Source organism: Ruegeria sp. AE3, assembly GCF_056542225.1.
This window is the reverse complement of record NZ_JBQFZL010000021.1, coordinates 1-21466: the sequence shown is the minus strand read 5'-3', so window position 1 is coordinate 21466 and position 21466 is coordinate 1. Positions and strand designations below refer to the sequence as shown.

General features: G+C 57.3%; 21 protein-coding genes. 4 read left to right on the top strand and 17 right to left on the bottom strand.

Annotated elements, in window-relative coordinates:
* Positions 1-213 precede the first annotated feature (213 nt).
* From ACR0NZ_RS19520 to ACR0NZ_RS19455, 14 genes are all read right to left on the bottom strand, one after another.
* Positions 214-975, bottom strand: coding sequence for a Phenylacetic acid catabolic protein (locus ACR0NZ_RS19520; RefSeq protein ID WP_480521248.1), 762 nt, complete (start codon positions 973-975; stop codon positions 214-216).
* Between the two features lie 13 nt (positions 976-988).
* Positions 989-2062 (bottom strand): 2Fe-2S iron-sulfur cluster-binding protein, encoded by a 1074-nt coding sequence (locus ACR0NZ_RS19515; RefSeq protein ID WP_480521246.1) that lies wholly within the window; start codon positions 2060-2062, stop codon positions 989-991.
* Between the two features lie 13 nt (positions 2063-2075).
* Positions 2076-2537: a 1,2-phenylacetyl-CoA epoxidase subunit PaaD gene (paaD, locus tag ACR0NZ_RS19510; RefSeq protein WP_480521244.1), complete on the bottom strand. Its 462-nt coding sequence runs from the start codon at positions 2535-2537 to the stop codon at positions 2076-2078.
* A 6-nt stretch (positions 2538-2543) separates the two neighbouring features.
* The gene (paaC, locus tag ACR0NZ_RS19505) at positions 2544-3302 is read right to left on the bottom strand and encodes a 1,2-phenylacetyl-CoA epoxidase subunit PaaC (RefSeq protein WP_480521242.1); all 759 of its coding nucleotides are present in this window, start codon (positions 3300-3302) and stop codon (positions 2544-2546) included.
* Positions 3302-3586, bottom strand: coding sequence for a 1,2-phenylacetyl-CoA epoxidase subunit PaaB (gene paaB / locus ACR0NZ_RS19500; RefSeq protein ID WP_209507558.1), 285 nt, complete (start codon positions 3584-3586; stop codon positions 3302-3304). The genes paaC and paaB overlap by 1 nt, the downstream gene beginning before the upstream one ends.
* 23 nt (positions 3587-3609) lie before the next feature.
* The gene (gene paaA / locus ACR0NZ_RS19495; protein WP_480521240.1) at positions 3610-4587 is read right to left on the bottom strand and encodes a 1,2-phenylacetyl-CoA epoxidase subunit PaaA; all 978 of its coding nucleotides are present in this window, start codon (positions 4585-4587) and stop codon (positions 3610-3612) included.
* Between the two features lie 15 nt (positions 4588-4602).
* A complete protein-coding gene (gene pcaF / locus ACR0NZ_RS19490; RefSeq protein ID WP_480476983.1) occupies positions 4603-5805 on the bottom strand; it encodes a 3-oxoadipyl-CoA thiolase in 1203 nt (400 codons plus the stop codon).
* Positions 5806-5994: 189 nt separating this feature from the next.
* Positions 5995-6810, bottom strand: a complete 816-nt coding sequence (locus ACR0NZ_RS19485; protein WP_480521238.1) for a PaaX family transcriptional regulator C-terminal domain-containing protein — start codon at positions 6808-6810, stop codon at positions 5995-5997.
* Between the two features lie 62 nt (positions 6811-6872).
* Entirely contained in the window at positions 6873-8903 is a 2031-nt protein-coding gene (paaZ, locus tag ACR0NZ_RS19480; protein ID WP_480521236.1) for a phenylacetic acid degradation bifunctional protein PaaZ, read from the bottom strand.
* A gap of 119 nt (positions 8904-9022) precedes the next feature.
* A complete protein-coding gene (locus ACR0NZ_RS19475; protein WP_480521234.1) occupies positions 9023-10210 on the bottom strand; it encodes a cytochrome P450 in 1188 nt (395 codons plus the stop codon).
* The gene (locus ACR0NZ_RS19470) at positions 10210-11562 is read right to left on the bottom strand and encodes a TRAP transporter large permease (protein WP_480478172.1); all 1353 of its coding nucleotides are present in this window, start codon (positions 11560-11562) and stop codon (positions 10210-10212) included. The genes ACR0NZ_RS19475 and ACR0NZ_RS19470 overlap by 1 nt, the downstream gene beginning before the upstream one ends.
* Positions 11559-12065: a TRAP transporter small permease gene (locus tag ACR0NZ_RS19465; protein WP_480521232.1), complete on the bottom strand. Its 507-nt coding sequence runs from the start codon at positions 12063-12065 to the stop codon at positions 11559-11561. Before ACR0NZ_RS19465 ends, ACR0NZ_RS19470 begins: the two co-directional genes overlap by 4 nt.
* A 57-nt stretch (positions 12066-12122) precedes the next feature.
* The gene (locus tag ACR0NZ_RS19460) at positions 12123-13142 is read right to left on the bottom strand and encodes a TRAP transporter substrate-binding protein (RefSeq protein ID WP_480521230.1); all 1020 of its coding nucleotides are present in this window, start codon (positions 13140-13142) and stop codon (positions 12123-12125) included.
* Between the two features lie 70 nt (positions 13143-13212).
* Positions 13213-15246 carry an FAD-dependent oxidoreductase gene (locus ACR0NZ_RS19455; RefSeq protein WP_480521227.1) on the bottom strand — a complete coding sequence of 678 codons (2034 nt, stop codon included), beginning with the start codon at positions 15244-15246 and terminating at the stop codon, positions 13213-13215.
* Between the two features lie 103 nt (positions 15247-15349).
* On the opposite strand from ACR0NZ_RS19455, the gene paaG reads away from it, so the two are divergent.
* From paaG to ACR0NZ_RS19435, 4 genes are read left to right on the top strand one after another with little or no spacing between them, the layout of a single operon-like run.
* A complete protein-coding gene (paaG, locus tag ACR0NZ_RS19450) occupies positions 15350-16135 on the top strand; it encodes a 2-(1,2-epoxy-1,2-dihydrophenyl)acetyl-CoA isomerase PaaG (RefSeq protein WP_480521225.1) in 786 nt (261 codons plus the stop codon).
* A 2-nt stretch (positions 16136-16137) separates the two neighbouring features.
* Positions 16138-16563, top strand: a complete 426-nt coding sequence (gene paaI, locus ACR0NZ_RS19445; RefSeq protein WP_480476971.1) for a hydroxyphenylacetyl-CoA thioesterase PaaI — start codon at positions 16138-16140, stop codon at positions 16561-16563.
* 24 nt (positions 16564-16587) lie between these two features.
* Entirely contained in the window at positions 16588-17898 is a 1311-nt protein-coding gene (gene paaK / locus ACR0NZ_RS19440; RefSeq protein ID WP_480478164.1) for a phenylacetate--CoA ligase PaaK, read from the top strand.
* A 3-nt stretch (positions 17899-17901) separates the two neighbouring features.
* Complete coding sequence (locus ACR0NZ_RS19435) at positions 17902-18498, top strand: TetR/AcrR family transcriptional regulator (protein ID WP_480478162.1); 597 nt, start codon at positions 17902-17904, stop codon at positions 18496-18498.
* A gap of 310 nt (positions 18499-18808) precedes the next feature.
* Here ACR0NZ_RS19435 and ACR0NZ_RS19430 read toward each other — a convergent pair whose 3' ends face one another.
* The 3 genes from ACR0NZ_RS19430 to hpaD all read right to left on the bottom strand — a co-directional run bounded on the left by ACR0NZ_RS19430 (position 18809) and on the right by hpaD (position 21317).
* Positions 18809-18958 carry a hypothetical protein gene (locus ACR0NZ_RS19430; protein WP_480521223.1) on the bottom strand — a complete coding sequence of 50 codons (150 nt, stop codon included), beginning with the start codon at positions 18956-18958 and terminating at the stop codon, positions 18809-18811.
* Positions 18955-20352: a pyridoxal phosphate-dependent decarboxylase family protein gene (locus ACR0NZ_RS19425; protein ID WP_480521221.1), complete on the bottom strand. Its 1398-nt coding sequence runs from the start codon at positions 20350-20352 to the stop codon at positions 18955-18957. The genes ACR0NZ_RS19430 and ACR0NZ_RS19425 overlap by 4 nt, the downstream gene beginning before the upstream one ends.
* 122 nt (positions 20353-20474) lie before the next feature.
* Entirely contained in the window at positions 20475-21317 is an 843-nt protein-coding gene (hpaD, locus tag ACR0NZ_RS19420) for a 3,4-dihydroxyphenylacetate 2,3-dioxygenase (RefSeq protein WP_480521219.1), read from the bottom strand.
* Positions 21318-21466: the final 149 nt, after the last annotated feature.

Sequence of the window (21466 nt, the reverse complement as noted above, 5' to 3'; positions counted from 1 at the left end):
CAGTTTGCGCAATCACTCCGATATGAAAAGAGGAAAATACCAATACCGCAATCTGCCGGCGTGAAACGTCAGGTCATTGCTCTCAGAACCTGGTGGACCAACAATACCTAAGGCGATGACCAGATCCCACTCGGAGATTTGCACCGCCGGGCGAGTTTCACATCGCCCGCGCCCGGAAGTGCCTCTCAACGCGCCTTTGGCGTTTACACAGAACTAGGCCGGTGGTTTCAGGCCCAACTGTTTCACGGCGGCGCCTGCTGTCTGAACCCATCGCTCTTTTAGGGCGTTGTTGCCATTGTGGCGCAAGCCCAGCGATTTCAGAAGCTCAAACCGTTTCAGATCATCGCCACCAAAGGACACAGCAACACGGGGCCACCAATAGTTAACCGCATCCTGCATCTGCTCGGTCTCTCCGTTCCCGGCAAGCTTCACAGCACCTTCCAGCGCCAACGCGCCATGATGGGCTTCGACCGGGGCGATGCTGCGGAACGCTTCGGCCAACGGTTGATAGGAAACCATTGAAAATTCGGCCAGTTGTTCCATGACCGCACGGCTCATCAGCAGGTTCATGATGACGGCGTCAGTCCAGCCCGAGATCGGATAATTGAATACCGCAAGGCGCATGTCATGCGCGCTGCGGGTCGCACCGATATCTGCGTCACGATCCAGGCGGGCCGTCCACGGATGATGTGTGGCATATCTCTCGGTATCGGCCCCAAACTCACCCATTATCCTGAGAACCTGATCGGCGTGATCCGTTTTCTCAAGAACAATCCTCGCGGCTGCGATACGTTCCTTGATTCCCGGACCCTGATTGATGATGTCTGCGAATCCGGCGGCACCGGCAAGTTCGCTGTCCACGAACGTGGCCATCAGCTTCATGAGTTCGGCGCGGTAGCGCGGCGGAACATTGGTCGGGTTGGTCAGCACACCGCCGGCGGCCAGATAGCTGTCGAGTGTCATGGTGTCAGTCATCGGTCTTCTCCATTTACTGGTCGTAGTCCACGACCACGCGGTCGGTGACCGGATAGGCCTGACAGCTCAGTACATAGCCTTTTTCAACCTCGTAATCCTCAAGCGCGTGATTGGCGAGCATCTCAACTTCGCCTTCCAGAACGCGGCAGCGGCAGGTTGAACAGACACCAGCCTTGCAGGCGTAAGGGGCGTCCATGGCGTTTTCCAAGGCAGCGTCCAGAATGGATTTGTCCTTGGGCAGAGTTATCGTCTGAGTGGACCCATCAAGAGTGATCGATGCGCTGGTTTGGTTCGCCTGCGTGCCCGCATCTGCCGCACCTTCCTTGCGTTTGGCCCGGCCCGGCTGAGCGCTGGCAAAGAGTTCAAACTTGATCTGCCTGTCGTCAAGACCATGCGCGCGCAGCGCTGCAGCAATCCCCAGCATCATTGGCTCGGGACCGCAGATAAAGGCTGTGTCCACGTTCTGAATATCGACCCAGTGTTTGAACAAGTCGGCGCATTTTTCCTGCGTCACCAGACCGGTGAACAGGTCGATCTCCTGTGCATCCGCCTCAAGAATATGGATTACGTTCAGGCGGCCCATATAGAGGTTTTTCAGATCTTCCAGCTCTTCGCGGAACATGATCGTGTTGATGCCCTTGTTGGCGTAGATCAGCGTAAAGCGGGACTTGGGTTCGCGGGTCAGGGTTGTCTTCAGGATCGACAGAACCGGCGTGATGCCAGAGCCGCCAGCGAAACCGAGATACTGCTTTTCCGCATCAGCATCGATCGGAGTGTGAAAGCTGCCCATCGGTGGCATCGCCTGCACAACGTCCCCGACGTTAAGCTCGGAATTGGCCCAACTGGAGAATGCGCCGCCCTCGACACGTTTGATCCCGACTTGCAGTACCCCGTCATCCTTGCCCGCACAAATGGAGTAGGACCGACGCAGTTCTTCTCCGTCAAAGTCGCGGCGAAACGTCAGGTATTGGCCTGCGGTGAAATCGAACTGATCCGCCGCGCCGTTGACAGGCTCAAGCGTCACGACAACCGCATCGCGGATGGTTTTGTGGATGTCGGTGACTTTCAGGTCATGAAAACGTGCCATCCGGTGCTCCTCCTCAGATGCACTTGAAATAGTCAAAGGGTTCCAGGCAGTCGGTACAGCGCCAATGGGCCTTGCACGGGGTCGAGCCGAACTGGCTGACCTTTTCAACCGCTTTACTGCCGCAATGCGGGCAGCGCTCTGGCCCGCCCGCCGGTTGTGGCGGGGCGATGCCAAACTCTTCCAGCTTGGCGCGGCCTTTTTCGCTCAGCCAATCGGTTGTCCAGGCTGGTGAGATGCAGGTTTCGATCCGCACGTCTTTGATACCGTGATCGTGCAACGCGGTTTCGATATCCATGCTGATGACGGATGTTGCCGGACAGCCCGAATAGGTTGGCGTCACCGTCACGAGCAGCGTTTCGGCATCCCAACGCACATCGCGTACGATCCCGAGATCGACAACCGAGATTACCGGAATCTCGGGATCCGGTACGGCATCCAGCCAGTCCCAGATCTGGTCGGTCGAGTGGCGTTGCATCACATGTTACCAGCTTGCACCGGGATATGCGCGCTGCAACCACTGCATCTGCGTCAAAAGGTGCCCCAGATGTTCCGTATGCATGCGCCCGTCACGCCCGCCTTTATGGGCAAATCGGCTTTCCGGAAGGGTCAATGTCGCCTTGGCCAGAACCCGTTTGACCAGCGCATCATATTCTTCGCGCAGATCGGCCGGGTTCGGCGCGATCCCGGTAGCAACCATCTGCGCGTCGATGTCATCGCTGACAAACATCTCGCCTACATATGGCCAGAGGTAATCCAGCGCTGCCTGCATCCGGGTGTGGCTTTCTTCTGTTCCATCACCCAGACCTACGACCGTTTCTGCCGAACGCTCCAGATGATAGGCGACTTCCTTGCTGGCTTTGGCAGCAATCGCGGCGACACGATCGTCAGAGGATGTCAGAAGACGGCCGAGCATGACCGAATGCCAGGCATCGAACAGGAATTGGCGCATCAAGGTGCGACCGAAATCACCGTTCGGGACCTCGACCAGCAACACATTGCGGAAATCCCACGCGTCGCGCAGAAATGCCAGATCATCGGCGCTTTTGCCGCCACCTATCTCTCCGGCAAGGCCAAGCCACATCTGGGTCTGTCCAATCAGGTCCAGCGCCGTGTTGGCCAGTGCAATATCCTCCTCCAACACTGGCGCGTGGCCGCACCATTCGCTGACGCGATGGCCCAGGATCAGGGTATTGTCGCCCATCCGCAGCAGGAACTGCTGAAACGCTTCGTCGCGGGTCATCACATCGCCCCCACTTCTTCGGGGATGTCGAAAAATGTCGGGTGGCGGTACACTTTGCTTTCGCTGGGCTCATACAACGGGCCTTTGTCGCTGGGCGACGAGGCCGAGATGTTGTTGGCTTCTACCACCCAAATCGACACGCCTTCGTTGCGGCGGGTATAGACGTCGCGTGCATTCTTGATCGCCATTTCCGCGTCCGGGGCATGCAGCGAGCCGACATGTCGGTGGCTCATCCCATGTTGACCGCGGATGAAGATTTCCCACAGGGGCCATTCGGTATTCATCGGGTTTCCTCCTCAGGGTAAGCTTATTCGGCGGCCAGATTGCCGGCCTGTTTCTTGCGCGCGTGGGCCAACAGCCCGTCACGCACCCATTTGCCGTCATCCCAGGCCTTGTTGCGCGCCGCCAGACGGTCGACGTTGCAGGGGCCGTTGCCCTTGATCACATCGAAGAATTCCGACCAATCCGGCTCTGAGAAATCGTAATGCCCGCGCTCCTCGTTCCACTTCAGGTTCGGGTCGGGGATTGTCAGACCCAGATATTCGGCCTGTGGGACGGTCTGGTCGACGAATTTCTGGCGCAGCTCATCATTGGTGTTGATCTTGATCTTCCAGGCCATCGACTGCGCGGAGTGGACGGAATCCTTGTCGGACGGCCCAAACATCATCAGCGACGGGTACCAGAAGCGGTTCATCGCGTCCTGCGCCATCTTGCGCTGCTCGGGCGTGCCTTCGGCCATCTTGCGGATCGCGTCATAGCCTTGGCGCTGATGGAAGCTTTCTTCCTTGCAGATGCGGATCATGGCGCGTGAGTACGGCCCGTAAGACGTTCTTTGCAGCGGCACCTGATTCATGATGGCAGCCCCATCGACCAGCCATCCGACGGCGCCGATATCCGCCCAGTTCAGCGTCGGGTAATTGAAGATCGACGAGTATTTCATGCGACCGTCCAGCAGCATCTCGGTGATCTCATCACGGCTGACACCCAGTGTTTCGGCCGCACAATACAGGTAGAGCCCATGGCCGGCTTCATCCTGCACCTTGGCTAGAAGGATTGCCTTGCGTTGCAGCGTCGGTGCACGCGTGATCCAGTTCCCTTCGGGCAATTGTCCGACGATCTCGGAATGCGCGTGCTGTCCGATCTGGCGGATCAGCGTTTTGCGATACCCCTTAGGCATCCAGTCCTTGGGTTCGATCTTGATATCCGCGTCGATCCGCGCCTGAAATTCAGCAAGCTTTTCAGGATCATCGTTAGACGCCTCGGATTCTACCATCTGGGCATACATGTCCCGCCTCCTCCGTTACACGCGTTCAAGAATAAGTGCAGCGCCTTGCCCGACACCGACGCACATTGTGCAAAGCGCATAGCGCCCTTTGGTGCGTTTCAGTTGGTACGCTGCGGTCAACACAAGTCGGGCGCCGCTCATCCCCAATGGATGGCCAAGGGCGATTGCGCCGCCATTCGGGTTCACATGGGCAGCGTCATCGGGCAGACCCAACTCTCGCAGCGTTGCCAAACCTTGCGACGCGAAAGCTTCGTTCAACTCGATCACATCCATCTGGTCGATGCTCAGCCCGGCGCGCGCCAAAACCTTTCGGCTGGCAGGAACCGGACCAATACCCATGACCCGAGGCTCGACACCCGCGACGGACATGCCAACCACACGGGCAATCGGGGTCAGGCCGTTCTTTGTCGCTGTCGCTTCATTCGCCATCAGGATCGCGGCTGCACCATCATTCACGCCCGAGGCATTCCCTGCAGTCACAGTTTTGTCCGGCCCGTTCACACCCTTGAGGCCCGAGAGTTTTTCCGCTGTGGTTCCCGGGCGCGGATGTTCATCCGTATCGACAACAATCGGATCGCCCTTGCGCTGTGGAATTGAAACCGGCGTGATTTCTTCTTGGAACACGCCTGCCGCGTGCGCCGCAGCCCATCGTGCCTGGCTGCGCTCGGCAAAGGCGTCCTGGTCTTCACGGCTGATCCCATAATCTTCGGCCACATTGTCAGCCGTTTGCGGCATGGAATCGACACCATACTGCTGCTGTAGCCTTGGGTTCACAAAGCGCCAGCCAATCGTCGTGTCGTAAACCGCATTGCTGCGCGTAAACGCCGACGTCGCTTTGGGCATTACAAACGGTGCGCGCGACATGCTTTCCACGCCACCCGCAACTGAAAGATCATAATCGCCTGCCTTGATGCCACGCGCCGCCATTCCGACGGCATCCATGCCACTGGCACACAAGCGGTTTATCGTTGTTCCAGGTACGTCCGTCGGCAATCCGGCCAGCAGGGACGCCATCCGGGCAACGTTGCGATTGCTCTCTCCTGCCTGATTGGCATCGCCATAAATGACGTCATCCACACTGGTCCAGTCGACTTGCGGGTTGCGCGCCATCAGGGCCGCCAGCGGGATAGCCGCCAGATCATCCGTGCGAACCGATGAAAGCGCACCACCATACCGCCCAATCGGGGTGCGGGTTGCGTCGCAGATGAAAGCGTCCATCAATTGCGTCTCCTGTTGGAACACGAGCATTAACCGTCTGGTCGGTTAATAAATGCTCAATCGATTCGGCGCAAGCTTTATGTTACCATGTAATCGTCTCTATCAGTTTTCTGTAACATTAAATGACGCTTCTTTCACATCCGCCTTCCAGCCCGCAAAAGCGCCATCCCGGGCTCGGCAAAAAACGAGTTAACCACCCACCGCAGATTCCAGCGTGGCAAGATTCGGTTTGGGCAATTGTCCCAGCAGTCGGGACACAGCCACTCGACATTCCGCGCCTTTCCAACCAACAGGCAAAAAGGCCGGAGGCAGGGATGGATGGCGTAGAACCAAACGACGCCACCCATGCACAATCAATACGCGCAGCACCGCTATTTTCAACGGATCATCGACGCCATCGACAGGCAACAGTTGCTCGGTGCTCTGAAGGGAGTGCAAGAACTGATCATAGGCAGACTTGAGCTGTTCAGGGCCACAAAGGTCGCGCAGCCAGCCTGGAACCGAAATGGCGCTGCTTTCAACACCCAGCAGTTCTTCAAGGTTCTCGGGGGTGGGGCCTGCAGACATGGCTGTTGTGGGGTTAACCGAAATATAATCTCCGGTCAGCATCAGATCCGCTAACTCTTTTCGCGAACTGTCTGAACTGTTGGCGATAAGCACATGCCAAGTTTCTGGTGTATTCGTCTCGCGGGAATAGATGCGCGGGGCGGCGGCGGCGCTTTGACTACGGCCAAATTCGGTCAGTCTGTGAACGCTGTTTCGCCCGACCCGCGTACTTTCGATCCAGCCTTCCTTGCGCAGCCTGTGCAGCGCAACACGCGTGGCTTCGGCCTTGATCCCTGCAAGGTTGGTCAGCGCTGTGATCAGCGCGCCACTAACCTGGTCAGACCCGCTCTGGGCCAGATCACCGAAAATCGTGACCAAAACAGACCACACACGTTGCGTGCCAGTTGTGGTCAACTGGCTGACGCAGGTTTCGAACCATTCTGGGGCCGTATCTTTCATAAGCACAGTATAATCGGGCCGGAGGGAATTGCCATCCAGCCCCTGCGCACCTGCACTTGTGCCTAGTAGGCAACCATGGTCAGTAACTCGTATTCTGCGACCAGCTCATCGTCTTGCTGCGTCAGGGTAACGTGCCAGCGAACCTCGCCGTAGTCGTCATTGCGCTTGGTCTTGTGCTTGACCGTCAAACGAACCTTGATGGTGTCACCAGCCTCGACCGGTTTCATGAAACGCAGCCCGTCAAGACCGGTATTTGCCAAAACCGGCCCCTCGTTCGGTTCGACGAACAATCCGGCTGCGAAAGACAACAGCAAGTACCCATGTGCAACCATGCCCGGGAAGAACGGGTTACGTTCCGCCGCTGCCTGATCCATGTGCGCATAGAAGGTATCACCGGTGAAGTCGGCGAAGTGTTCAATGTCCTCCATGGTGATAGTTCTTGGCGCCGTGTGAAGGGTCTCGCCAATCGACAAATCGTGAAACCGGCGGGTAAAGGGATGAGCAGGGCCTTCGACTTCGGTCGCGCCAGGCACCCATTTTCGTCCAATCGCTGTCAGCAGATCGGGCGATCCCTGAATAGCGGTGCGCTGCATATAGTGTTTCACACCCCGTACCCCGCCCATTTCTTCGCCGCCACCGGCGCGTCCCGGACCTCCATGAACCATGTGCGGCAGAGGGGAACCATGACCGGTGGATTCCTTCATCGAGTCACGGTTGTTGAAATACAGACGCCCGTGATAAGCCCCTGATCCCATGGCAACCTGTCGCGCCACTTCTGGATCATGGGTGATTACTGACGCCACAAGAGAGCCCTGCCCCCGGTTCGCCAGCTCAATGGCATGGTCAAGATCGCGATACCCCATCACAGTGCTGACCGGACCAAAGGCTTCGGTATCGTGCACACGTTGCGCCGCGTCAGGATTGGCGCAATGGAAGAGCATGGGTGGTAGGAACGCACCCTTTTCGGCATCAGCGCCCTCAACCACAAAATCATCGGGGTTGCCGAAGACACGCTCGGCCTCTTGCCCAAGGATAGCGGTCTTCTCCAGAACATCACGCTTCTGACCGTTCGAAACCAACGCACCCATACGGGTGGTTTCCAGCTTTGGGTCACCGATGACCGTTTTCGCCAGTCGCGTCGACAGCGCGTCAATTACCGCCTGTACCTGCGGTTCGGGCGCGATGATCCGGCGGATTGCGGTGCATTTCTGCCCTGCCTTCGTGGTCATCTCGCGCTGGACTTCCTTCACGAAGAGGTCAAATTCCGGCGTGCCCGGCGCGGCATCGGGGCCAAGGATCGAACAGTTCAGGCTGTCCTGTTCCGCAACAAACCGTACCGAGTTCTCAAGGATCACCGGGTTGGAGCGCAGTTTCAGGGCTGTATCGGCGGATCCGGTAAAGCTGACCACGTCCTGCATGGTCAGACGGTCCAGCATGTCACCCAAACCACCCGAGACCAACTGCAATGCACCCGCTGGCAAGATGCCGGACTCAAGCATCAACCGAACACACAGCTCGGTCACATAACACGAGCTCGTGGCGGGTTTTACAATCGCCGGAACGCCCGCCAGAAGGGTTGGGGCAAGCTTTTCCAGCATCCCCCAAACCGGAAAATTGAACGCGTTGATGTGAATTGCCACGCCTTGTAGCGGGGTGCAGATGTGCTGCCCCAGGAAAGTACCGTTGCGCGAAAGCTGCTCAACATCGCCATCCAGATAGACATGACCGTCCGGCATTTCACGACGGCCTTTTGCGGCAAAGACAAACATCGTTCCGATGCCGCCGTCGATATCAATCATATGATCCGATTGCGTCGCACCGGTGTTGAAAGACAAATCATACATGACCTGCTTGTGTCGGCCCAAATGGACGGACAGCGCCTTGAGCATTTTGGCGCGTTCATGGAACGTCATTTTGCGCAGTGCCGGCCCTCCGACATTGCGCGCATAGTCCAACATCCCCTGGACATCCAACGCGCTGTTACCCGCTGTGGCAATAACCTCGCCGGTCACAGCGCTTGTTATTGCGCGGGCACCCTCGCCGGGCGAAACCCACTCACCGGCTGCAAAGCTGGAAATCTGTTGGATAGTCATGAGCGTCTCCTCGTCTTAGTCGCGATCCCCGCGCTGCCATAGGCCGGTCTCGCGAAATCATATTTTAAACCGTACGGTCGGTCAATAAATTACCAAGCAATTTTCCCAAGCCGGGTTTCTCAGACCCGCGCGGGTAATCGTTCAAATCCCCGAAACCGGATACGCCCGCCCCGCTCGGCACCGTCGGTGATGCGATAGTCTGGAAAACGGGTCAGAAACCGGCCGACGGCCACCCGGCCCTCCAGACGCGCGAGGGTCAGGCCGACGCAGGTATGGGGCCCTCCGGCAAAGGCGTGATGCTTGTTGGGGCGTCTGTCCAAGATCATCTCGTCGGGCCGGTCAAACTGCCGTGGATCGCGGTTGGCCGCACCGATACACAGATGAACATCGGTACCAGCCGGAATGGTTTGACCGTGGAACGTTACATCAACGGTGGTCAGGCGATTGCCGAACTGGTTCGGGCTTTCCAGCCGCAGAAACTCGTCGACAGCCGGAACGATCAGGCTCGGGTCGGCCAGCAACTCCGCCCGCTTGTCGCGGTGCCGGTCCAACAGCTCCAATGCGTTGCCGATCAGGTTCGTTGTCGTCTCATGCCCCGCATTCAGGATGAATATGCAGTTCTGAAACAGCTCTACCTCGGTCAGGCCACCATCTGTATCGTCCTGGATCAGCCGGGTGAGGACATCCGTTGCCGGATCTCCGGGGTTGGCGCGGCGATCCACGATGATATGCCGCAGGAAGTCCTTGAAGTCCGAGACCGAGCGGTTACCCCGCTCTTCCTGCTCTGGCGTCAATTGCGGCTCCAAAGCACCAAGAATGGCCAGAGACCAATCGCGCAATGGCCCGCGTTCGGATCGTGGTATACCCAGCAGATTGCCGATGATCTCAATCGGGATTGCCCCGGCAAAATCCTCGATCAGTTCGACATTGCCCTTGACCTGCATCTCGTCCAGCAGCCCATCGACAAGCTGGATCAGACCCGGTTCCATTTGCGCCAACGCGCGTGGGTTCATCGCGCCGACCATTACCTTGCGAACACGGGTATGCAGCGGCGGGTCATTAAACACCAGACTGGTGGTGTGGTGTTCATACAAGGGGCTGTCGACCCCGTATTTTGGACCAAATACCGCTTTCTTGTCCGATATGAACCGCGTGATGTCCCGGTAAATAAGGTCCAGATCCTCGTACCGAGACAGAATAACCGATCCGTCAGGCTGCCAGCAGACGGGCGTATCCTCGCGCAGCGCGGCGTAGGCAGGATAGGGATCAGTGTGATACCCGTCAGGAAGCGCGGTCAGAGAGAACATCAGTGCCCCATCGCCCCCATTTGTTCAGGCAGAACCAACACCAACCACGGCACCAGAACGATCAGGGCCAGCCGGAAGATATCCGCCACCCAGAACGGAGTGACACCCTTGAAGATTGTTCCGGTTGATACATCCCCGACCACACCTTTCAGAATAAAGACATTCAAGCCGACGGGAGGAGTGATCAGGCTGATTTCAGTCACCACAACCACAACAATACCAAACCAGATCGGGTCATACCCCAACGATGTGACCAACGGGAAGAAGATCGGCACCGTCAGCAGCAGCATCGACAGGGATTCAAAGACGCAACCCAAAATGATGTAGATTCCAAGGATCATCAGGATCACCACAAAAGGTTCAACGTCATAGGCCGTAACCAACGCGATGAGCGCTTCAGGCAGACCGGCAAGGTTGATGAAATTCGAAAAGATCTGTGCCCCGATCAGAACGGAAAACAATGCCGCGGCGGTATAGGTGGTTTCCTTCAGCACCTCAAAAGTCGACCCCAAAGTAAGCCCGCCTCGTGACAGCGCGATCAGGAAAGCGCCCATTGCGCCCATGCCTGCCGCCTCGGTCGGGCTGAAGGTCAGGTTCAGTGGATGAAAATCGAATGCACCGTACAATCCGCCAATCACCAGAAAGAACAGCAGCAATACGGCCCAGACTGAGCGCACCGCCGACAGACGCTCGGCCCAGCCGTGACGTTCACCCGCCGGTCCCGACTCGGGCTTGCGTGCGACGGTCCAGCGGACGGCGAGCAGGTAGAACAGGATGCCAAGCAGACCGGGAATGATACCCGCAACGAAAAGTTTTCCAATCGAGGTTTCGGTCAGCAGCCCGTAGATGACCAGGATCACCGAAGGCGGAATAAGGATACCAAGCGTACCGCCCGCTGCAATCGATGCCGTCGACAGCTCGTCGGAATAGCCATAGCGGCGCATTTCCGGCATTGCGACCTTGGACATGGTGGCCGCCGTTGCCAGAGACGAGCCGCAAATGGCCGAAAAACCTCCGCATGCCGCAACCGTCGCCATGGCGATACCGCCCCTGAAATGACCCAGAAAAGCATTTGAAACTGCGTAAAGCTCGCGCGCAAGACCACCTTTATTCACGAACAAGCCCATAAGGATAAACAGCGGGACGACCGACAGGCCGTAATCCTGCGCCGTGTCGGTGATTTGACGACCCACCATCGACATCGCGGCTTTCAGCCCACGCTCTGACAGGATGCTGCCACCGCGTTCATAGGCAAACCCAAGCGTTCCGACCAATCCCATTGCAAACACGATAGGTAAGCGCACCAGCACAAGAACAAGAACAAGAACAAAACCGATCAGGGCAGCGGTCATTGGTGGTGCTCCGACAAGGTATGGGGGGCAAGAAAGTGCAAAAAGCCGGTGATGACCATTGCAACAGCGGTGATCGCTATGAACCCCGAGATGAACCAGCCTACATAGAAGACAGGGATCGAAAGGTATTCCGTGACGTCCCCGTAATCCCGCGCGCGCTCGGCAAGTAGCCAGACACGTTGGATCGGCCAGATCAACATGACGCCGGACACCAGATACACGATCCCATCGCGCACCCGGCTTAACCGCAGGCGAGAAAACAGCCCATCCGTCAAGTCCACAGCGATTTGGCCCTTCCCTGCTGAGATCATCGGCAAGACCGAGAACACGAGGATGGCCATCAGGATCCGGGTCAGCTCTGTCGCCGCCTCGATCGGGGCGTTGAAGACAGAGCGCAGGATGACATCAAAGAATGTCATCACCATCAGGATGAATAGCGCGGCACAGGCCAGCAGCGTTGGCACGATACTGACGCGACGCGCAAAGGTCACGAGAGATTGCATAACGGGTCCCCAGCGGGTGAAATCGGCTGGCGGATCGCGTCCGCCAGCCCGACTGCGTTATTGCGCAGCCATTTCATTTACGATCATGTCGTAGGCTGCCTGGGCGTCGATGCCTGTGCCACTGACTTCGTCGATAACCTTGGCGCGTACATCCGCGGCAATCGCATTGAACTTTTCCAGATCTTCAGCGGATGCGGCATGGATTGCGTTACCTTCGGTGCCTTCGGTCTCTTCCCGGCCGATCGCATCGATCTCATCCCAGATCTTGCCAATTTCGCGGCTCAGCGGTTCACCGAAAACGTTTTCTTCCAGCGCTGCCTGCAGATCGGCGGGCAGGTCAGCAAAGGTGTCCTCGTTCATGATAAAGGCAAACGAACCGCGATATAGGCCGCCAGGGACCTCATAGACGTTCTGGGCCACTTCCGTCAGCTTGAAACCTTTGCGGGATTCAAAGGGCATGACGACGCCATCTGCGGCTTTGGAAGCCAGGGTTTCATACACTTTCGGTGCAGGAACCTGGATACCGGTTGCACCCAACGCCGTGCCCACGTCACCGCCAACACCGCCGGGGATGCGAACCTTGAGGCCCGAGACTTCGTCCAGCGACGTCACCGGGCTGCTGGAATGCAGCTGAGCCGGACCATGTGTGTGCAAAGCGATCACTTTCACACCACGGTGTTCATCTGCCGCCTTCAAATGTGTGTCATATGCGCGCCAATATGCGACCGACGCAGCCTCGGCCGAGCCTTCATATCCGGGTAGTTCGATCATCTTGGTGGTGACAAACCGGCCCGGCTGATAGCCGTGGAAAATGATCGAGGCATCAGCGGCGCCATCCATGATCAGGTCCATCTGCGCGGGGGGCGGGGCAAGGCCCAGCTTCAGCTCGGCGGTGACCTGACCATCGGTGGCCTCTTCGATCATCTCGACGAATTTCGGCCACATCTTGGCATTGATGCCATGGGTCGGCGGGGCCCAGCTGGAAATGGTCAGCGTATAGTCTGCCGCAAGCGCCACTGTACCTGAAACGGCCAGTGCAGCTGAGGCAAGAAGTGTGCTCAACCTTGTGAATTTCATAGTTCTGTCTCCTCCCTGTGAAACATGAGTCAAGAATGCGTTAATGGTCACTTTTGTAACCATCAACTTGTTAATTGTCTCGAAGACAGCCCGCGACGCGCCATGAACCGGGGCTTTCCTTGGCTACGGTTTCCATCATTGCCTGCGTCGTTCTGGCACCGATTTCCTTGCAGTAGTTTATCGGACCGCCGCGCCAGCGCGGAAAGCCGTAGCCGTGAATTTGAACCATATCGACGGCTTCCGCGGACTCGGCGATCCCCTGCTGAATGATCAACGCGCCCTCGTTGTCCAACACCGCTAAAATGCGCGACACGATTTCGTCCTGTGCGTATGCCCGCCGCGTTATGCCCTGATCAGCCGAGTAGGACTCGATCAACGCGTCCACTTCGGGATCACGGATTGGTTCGCGAGTACCGTCTTCATAGCGATACCATCCTTTGCCCGTGCGTTGGCCAAGACGACCCATCTCGCAAAGCTGGTCAGCAATCGTCACATAACGTTCGTTCGGGTCGCGGGTTGCTGCATTACGTTTTCGGTTGGCCCAGGCGATTTGGAGGCCGGTCAGATCTTGCAGCTCGTAGGGCCCCATGGGCATCCCGAAAGCTCGCATTGCCTGATCTACCTGATAAGGCAACGCCCCATCTGCCAGTAAATAATCGGCCTCGCGCCGATACGCAGCCAACATCCGGTTGCCGATAAAACCATCACAGATGCCCGACAGCACAGAAACCTTGCGTAGCCTTTTTCCAAGCGCAAACCCGGTGGCGACAACTTCGGGCGAAGTTTGCGGCGTATGCACGACTTCCACCAGCTTCATAACATGGGCAGGGCTGAAGAAATGCAGGCCAATACACCGCGATTGATTTTCGATACCCGCGAAGATATCGACTGGGCTCAGGTAAGACGTGTTCGTGGCCAGAATCGCGTCACGCTGCATATGGCGGGCCAATTCTGCAAAAACCTGTTGCTTGACTGACAAGTCTTCAAACACAGCCTCGATCGCCAGCTGAGCGTTCGCAGCTTCGGAGTAGCTGTCCACAGCTCGAAACGCAGCAAGGCGTTCCCGCAGCTGTGCTTCGGACATCTTACCCCGCTTGACCGCCCTCTGTAGCAGCCCCTCAACCCGGCTACGGGCGGCGGCAGCTGCATCCAAATCTCTTTCAATCAAAGTAACAGACAGCCCGCCACTCAGGGCAGCGGTGGCGATCCCTGCGCCCATCAACCCGCCACCGACAACTGCGATCCGGCTGATATCGCGCGGAGTAACTCCGGCAATCATGGAAGGTCTGGCCACCTTGCGCTCGGCAAAAAAGGCGTACCGCAAGGCGCGGCTTTCAGAGTTTTGACGCAGAGCCAGATGGCGCGCACGCTCTTTCGGCTGTGCGGCAGCAAAGGGTTCGGACGACCAGCTGAGCGCGGTCAGGTTTTCCAGCGGTGATTGCTGACCCCTGGCGCGTTTTATCAAAGCCTGACGGCTCGTCTCCAGAAGGTCAGACGCGAATTCGCCGACCGGCCTTTGACTGACAGGTGCCGGGCGCTTTGGCAGGTTGGCGACAAAGTCCAGAACAGCTGCCGTTGGGTTATCGGCAATCAGGTCAATTCCGCCGAGATTGGCCATTTCCTCGGCTTTCAGGGTTTTTCCCGAACAGGCGATGTCGATCGCTGCTTCCATTCCAACAAGGCGCGGCAATCGCTGCGTGCCCCCTGCCCCCGGGATGAGGCCCACATTGACTTCCGGCAACCCAAAGCTGGTGCCCGGCGCTGCGATCCGCCACGCGCAGGCCATGGCAATTTCAAACCCGCCACCTAACACGTTGCCGTGCATACAGGCGATAAACGGCACATTACTGTCTTCGATTTTCTGAACAACATCAGGCAAATGCGGCTCAACCGGAGCCGCATCAAACTCGGACATGTCACCGCCCGCGATAAATGTCCGACCGGCGCAGCACAGGACGGCAACCCGAGCTTTCTGAACTGCATCGACCGCGGCGGCCAGACCCTGCCGAACGCCCGTCGAGGTTGCGTTCACCGGCGGGTTGTCGACCGTGACCCAGGCCACGTCGCCCTTAAAGTCAACACTCACCAGCGACGGCTGCGACATTGGCAATCCCTTTGATCAGTCCAGATTCGGTTCGGGTTTATATATTGACCAACCGTTCGGTTAATGCAATGATTAAGTTGTCACGAAAACAGATGAGACAGGCATGAGCAATCCGATCCTTGTACATGATCACGGAAACTGGGTTGAAATAACCCTGAACCGCCCCGACAAGCTGAACTCGTTCAATGAGGAGATGCATCTTGCCCTTCAGGGCGCGCTGAAGAGCGCGCGCGAAAATGGTTCCCGCGCGATTTTGCTGACCGGCGCAGGGCGCGGTTTTTGTGCGGGTCAGGACCTTGGAGACCGCGATCCCTCGAAAATGGATGGCCCGCCTGATCTGGGCAAAACTGTACGCACTTTCTATGCCCCTCTGGTTCGACTGATCCGGTCTTTGAATTTCCCGGTCGTTTGTGCCGTAAACGGCGTGGCCGCAGGCGCGGGCGCAAACCTTGCACTGGCCTGCGACATGGTTCTGGCCGGGGAAAGCGCAAAGTTCATTCAAAGCTTTTCCAAGGTCGGGTTGATTCCGGACACAGGCGGCAGCTGGCACCTGCCCCGATTGTTGGGCGAAGCGCGCGCTAAGGGGCTGGCCCTGACAGCAATGCCCCTAACCGCCAAACAGGCCGAAGAATGGGGGCTGATCTGGAAGGCGTTGCCCGATGATCAGCTGATGACCGAAGCACGCGCTCTTGCCACGCAACTCGCCAACGGCGCCACCCTTGGGTTGGGCCTGACCAAGCAGTGCATTCAAACAGCAGCCACCACATCCTTGTCCGATCAGCTTGAAATTGAAGCGGACGCGATGAAAACCTGTGGGGAAAGTGCCGATTACGCAGAAGGCGTGTCCAGTTTCCTCGAAAAACGCGCACCGCATTTTCAGGGAAGATGATGATGACCCCAAAAGAACGTGCCCAAAAATCCGCGGCAGCGATGTGGGCCAATGACGAAGCCAGTAAATGGTTCGGGATGGAGCTTGTGGAGGTCGAAGAAGGGCGCGCTGTCCTGTCACTGACTGTTGCACCGCATCACTGTAACGGACACGGTATTTGCCATGGCGGCGTCACGCACGCTCTTGCCGACAGCGCTTTTGCCTTTGCCTGCAACAGCCGGAATGTTGCAACGGTGGGACAGCATACAATGGTCAGCTATCTCGCACCAGGACGGAAGGGTGACCGCCTGACGGCTACCGCGACAGAAGTGAACCTGTCCGGTCGCAGCGGTATCTACGACGTCCGCGTCATCAATCAAGACAATACTCTGATCGCTGAATTTCGCGGCATGTCCCGCGCCGTTGGCGGCCAGAATTTTCAAGAATAGTTTCGTGACTGGAGGAGTTACGCGATGGAAGACCTTACCCCCAACAAAGCGGACCTGGACCCGATCGAAATCGCCTCGATCGACGAAATTCGCGCCACGCAGCTTGAGCGCCTGAAATGGTCCGTGCGTCACGCCTATGAAAACGTTCCGATGTACAAGCAGCGCTTTGACGAGGCTGGCGTGCATCCCGACGATCTTCAGCAGCTTTCGGATTTGTCAAAGTTTCCGTTCACGTATAAAAACGACCTGCGCGACAACTATCCGTTTGGTCTTTTTGCGGTCCCGCGCAGCGAGATAATTCGCCTGCACGCGTCCTCCGGCACGACAGGCAAACCGACAGTGGTCGGTTACACAAAGAATGACATCGACAATTGGGCTGACCTTGGCGCGCGCTCTCTTCGGGCGTCTGGGCTGCGCAAGGGCGACATGGTGCACAATGCCTACGGCTATGGGCTGTTCACCGGTGGGCTAGGTGCCCATTACGGGATCGAACGCCTTGGCGCGACTGTCGTCCCGATGTCGGGCGGGCAAACCGAAAAGCAGGTCAATCTGATCAACGATTTCCGTCCTGACGGGATCATGGTTACACCCTCCTACATGCTCAATATCCTTGAACAGTTCCACAAGGCGGGTCTCGACCCACGTGAGAGCTCGCTGAAGGTTGGCGTTTTTGGTGCCGAACCCTGGACTGACGCGATGCGGGCCGAGGTCGAGGCAGCCTTCGACATGCACGCCGTCGATATCTATGGCCTGTCCGAGATCATGGGCCCCGGAGTCGCCAATGAATGCGTTGAAACAAAAGACGGACCTGTAATCTGGGAGGATCATTTCCTGCCGGAAATCATCGACCCGGCGACCGGAGAAGTCCTGCCCGATGGCGAAACCGGAGAATTGGTGTTCACGACACTGACCAAAGAAGGGCTGCCGATGATCCGCTACCGCACACGTGATCTGACGTGCCTGCTGCCGGGGACAGCAAGGTCAATGCGCCGGATGGCAAAGATCACCGGTCGCAGCGACGACATGATGATCCTGCGCGGCGTCAACGTCTTCCCCAGCCAGATCGAGGAACAAGTCATGGCAACGGGCGGTCTTGCCCCCTATTACCAGATCGAGCTCTATAAATCCGGTCGCATGGACGCCATGCGGGTCTTTGTTGAATCCTCGCCCGATTCCACCGACGAGCTGTCAAAAACGGCCGCTGCTCGGATGCTGACCAAGCGGATCAAGGACGTCGTTGGCGTTTCAACCGAAATTGTAGTAGGGGACCCCGGCGACGTCGAACGCTCTCAGGGCAAGGCGAAGCGCGTTGTAGACAATCGCGATAAGGACTGAGCCGTGGCCCGGACAATTGCTAAAGACCACGACCAAAAGCGAGAGCAGATCCTGAAGATGGCGGCAAAAGTGTTTGCCGACCAGGGGTTTGACCGTGCTTCGATGACCCTTTTAGCCAAAGAATGTGGGATCTCGAAAGCAAACATATACCACTACTATGACAGCAAGGATGCCATCCTGTATGACATCCTTGAAACGTACTTGCGTGAGTTGCGGGACCGGATTTGCAATGTTGATCTGGACGGCCTTAGCCCCGAACAGAAACTGCGCAAAGCAGTGCGCGAGATCCTTTTTGCCTATCAGGGTGCAGATGACGAGCACCGGGTTCAGATCAGTGGCATGAGCGCACTGACCGAGGAACAGCAAAAAAGGCTACGGGGCTATCAGCTTGATCTGGTGAACTTTGTACGCGACATACTTCTGGAGTTGTCCCCCGGTTCTTTTGACGGAGCCAAGGACAAGCTTCGGGGAGCGACTATGTCAGTCTTTGGCATGTTAAACTGGTATTACATGTGGAACACCGGCGCAGGCCCCAAAGCCCGCGAGGATTATGCCGATCTGGTGAGCACCCTGACCATGCATGGTGTGCAAAAGCTATAGGCGTGCCCGCTTGGGGAAAACACGCTTGGGGCTGGTCACGTGTGTTATTCTGAAATCTCAGGCCAGACTGGTCGGCTATCCTGAGGCGCGCCGGTAAGGACCGTGGCTGCAGCGAGCGCGTGGCCTTCTTTCTTACTTTTTGCGCATCTTCAAATCGTCTAAGAAGTTGCGTTTCGCCGCCGTTACCTCTTCGTCCGTCATGCTTGATCTGTTCAATTCCAGAAAATACTTTGCGGCGCCAGCCGGTTGGACATTTGATATTCCTCCGGTGGTCCCTCAATCATAACGAGAGTGTGCGGCTTTGGCTTTCTTAGTCTCCAGTTTTGCCAAACTCACCCGCAGCGATAACCTCATACAGGCTGGAAAACTCGGGGAAATCATCATTCAGAGTGATCGCACCATCCTTGGTAACCGCGCGAAAGACTGTATCCCTTGCAGCACTGAACGTTGCGAATTTCACGGCAGGCTCTCCCAGACATCGCGGATGACATCCGCGGCCATCAGCACGTCATCGCGGGATGTGTCGAATTGCCCAACCTGAAAGCGGATGATCTTGCGGCCATCGAACATGCCTTGCGTCAAGTAAATTCGGCCATCGTCATTCAGCGCATCCACCAGCCGCTGCTGCGCAGCGTCATCCCCAGGACAGCGAAAGGAAAACAGGCTCAGGATCGGGCCGGTGGTGACCTCAAACCCCTCCATCGCGCCGATCTTTTCTGCAAGTTCATTGGCCCAGAGCACATGGTTGCGAATACGGTCCCGCAACCCGTCGAGACCGTATGATCGCAACAAGAACCAGATCTTCAATGCCCGGAACCGACGACCCAGGGGGATGGTCCATTCCGAATAATTCGTCACCTCTGCCCCAGTGGTCTTGAGGTATTCCGGTTCGATCTTAAGCGTGTTGAGCTGTGGCGCGGCGTCCCGCAGAAACTGGATCGCGCAATCGAACTGCGCACCCATCCATTTATGGGGGTTGAAGACAATGCTGTCGTAACGGTCCGCCCCGGGCCAAAGGGCCTCACGAAACTCGGGGCAGATCATCGCCGACCCCGCCCAGGCCGCGTCTAGATGTGTGTAGAGGTCGTATTTTTGCGCAATCTCAGCGACCGCTACCAGATCATCGCAGGCCCCAACCCCGGTACCGCCCGTAATTGCAATGATACCGGCAGGCACATACCCAGCCGCGATGTCACCCTGAATTGCGGCGTCAAGAGCCCCTGCATCAATCGCAAAGGTCGGACCACCTGTAGGCAGTTTCACCAGATTGTCCTGACCAATCCCCGCAACCCAGCAAGCCCGATCAATCGACGAATGCACCTGATCTGAGCAGTAAATGCGCAGCGCGCCCTTGGCGTTCAGGCCTTCGCGGTTGCCGGTAAACCCTGTTGCCCGTTCCCGCATTGTCAACACAGCCGACAACGTGGCTGATGATGCGCTGTCCTGAATAACTCCGGTCATACCTTCCGGCAATCCAAGCGCTTGCCGCAGCCAATCGACCATGACACCTTCGACTTCAGTCGCAGCTGGTGAGGTCTGCCATAACATGCATTGCGCCGCGATTGTGGTCACCAGCATTTCAGCCAGCATCGACGGGGGCGCTGCATTGGCCGGGAAATAGGCAAAGAACCGGGGGTGTTGCCAATGAGTAATACCCGGCATCACGATCTGTTCGAAATCGGCCATGATGGCTTCCATCGGCTCGCCACTATCGGGGGGCGATACCTTTAGCTGGGCCGCGATTTCTCCTTGTGTGGTCTGTGCGCGAACAGGGCGCTCGGCAAGAGTTCTGTGATAGTCGGCCGCCCATTTCGAAATGTGCTGACCCCAATGCGAAAACGTGTCCCAATCCATGCGCAAGCCTTCTTTTGTAACTGAGCACCAATTCGTCCAGTCCCCGACCTTACCTGTTCGGCTCGTGGACTAAAGCCGAACAGGTGTGCATTTTTCAATTGAAAAGGTCCCAGGTTCTGCCTTCAGACCGAAAAACTGACATTCGCCTGACCTGTGCCAGAGCTGCCGAAGTAGGGGGTGTAGATGTCGACCTCACCCTTGTAGCTGCCCCAGCCCAGAGCTCCGAACAGCAAAGCAGTGTCATTCATGGCGCATTCGCCTGTACATTTCTTTGCATAGTCTGGAAGCATCTCAAGAAACTCTTCAAACCGTCCCTGCTCCCACATCTCCAGCACGTGCATATCCATCTGGCGGTTGAACTCGCCGTTTACCGCATTCAACCCTTCGACCGAGCGTTCATTCGGCGTAAAGTCATGGCTGAGTGAGCCGGATGCCATTACGGAAACCTTCCGGTCGGAACGTCGGATACCTTCGGCAATGGCCTCACCCCAGATGCGGTTTTCCTGGATCGACGAGAACTGGTTGACTGCAACAGGCAAAACGCGGGCATTCACCCCTTCGTTGATGAAATGCATAGGCAGAAGGGTGCCATATTCCATGCCCATATCGGGGTGCGAATGGCCAAGTGCCCGCTCACCGCGCTCGCGCAGAACATCAAGGATGGTTTCCCCCAACGCGTGATCCCCGCGATAATCAAACTCCATATCCGCCAGCATATGTGGCAGTTCGTGGCTAATGAAGCGGCCTTTATGGTGCTCTTTGGTATTCAGGTGAAACCCCTGATTGGTGATCCAATGAGTGTCGAACACAAGGAACGTCTCGACCCCGCGATCTTTCGCGTCCTGGCGCAGGCGCGCATAACCATCAATGGCAGACTGCCGGATTCCTTTGTATTTTGGCATCGTATGGGACATCCAGATACTTGGCACATGCGTAATCTTCGCGGCTTGTACGATCTTTCCCATGACAGTTCCTCCTCGTGTTTACCGACGTTTGTGTACCAGAGCCATTGCCCGAGTTCACTTCCCCAGCTGCATGATATTGTGTTTTCCTGTTGCGAAGCCGACGTGTTTTTGTTCCATGTAGAACTCGAAGCTCCAGTCGCCGCCGTCGC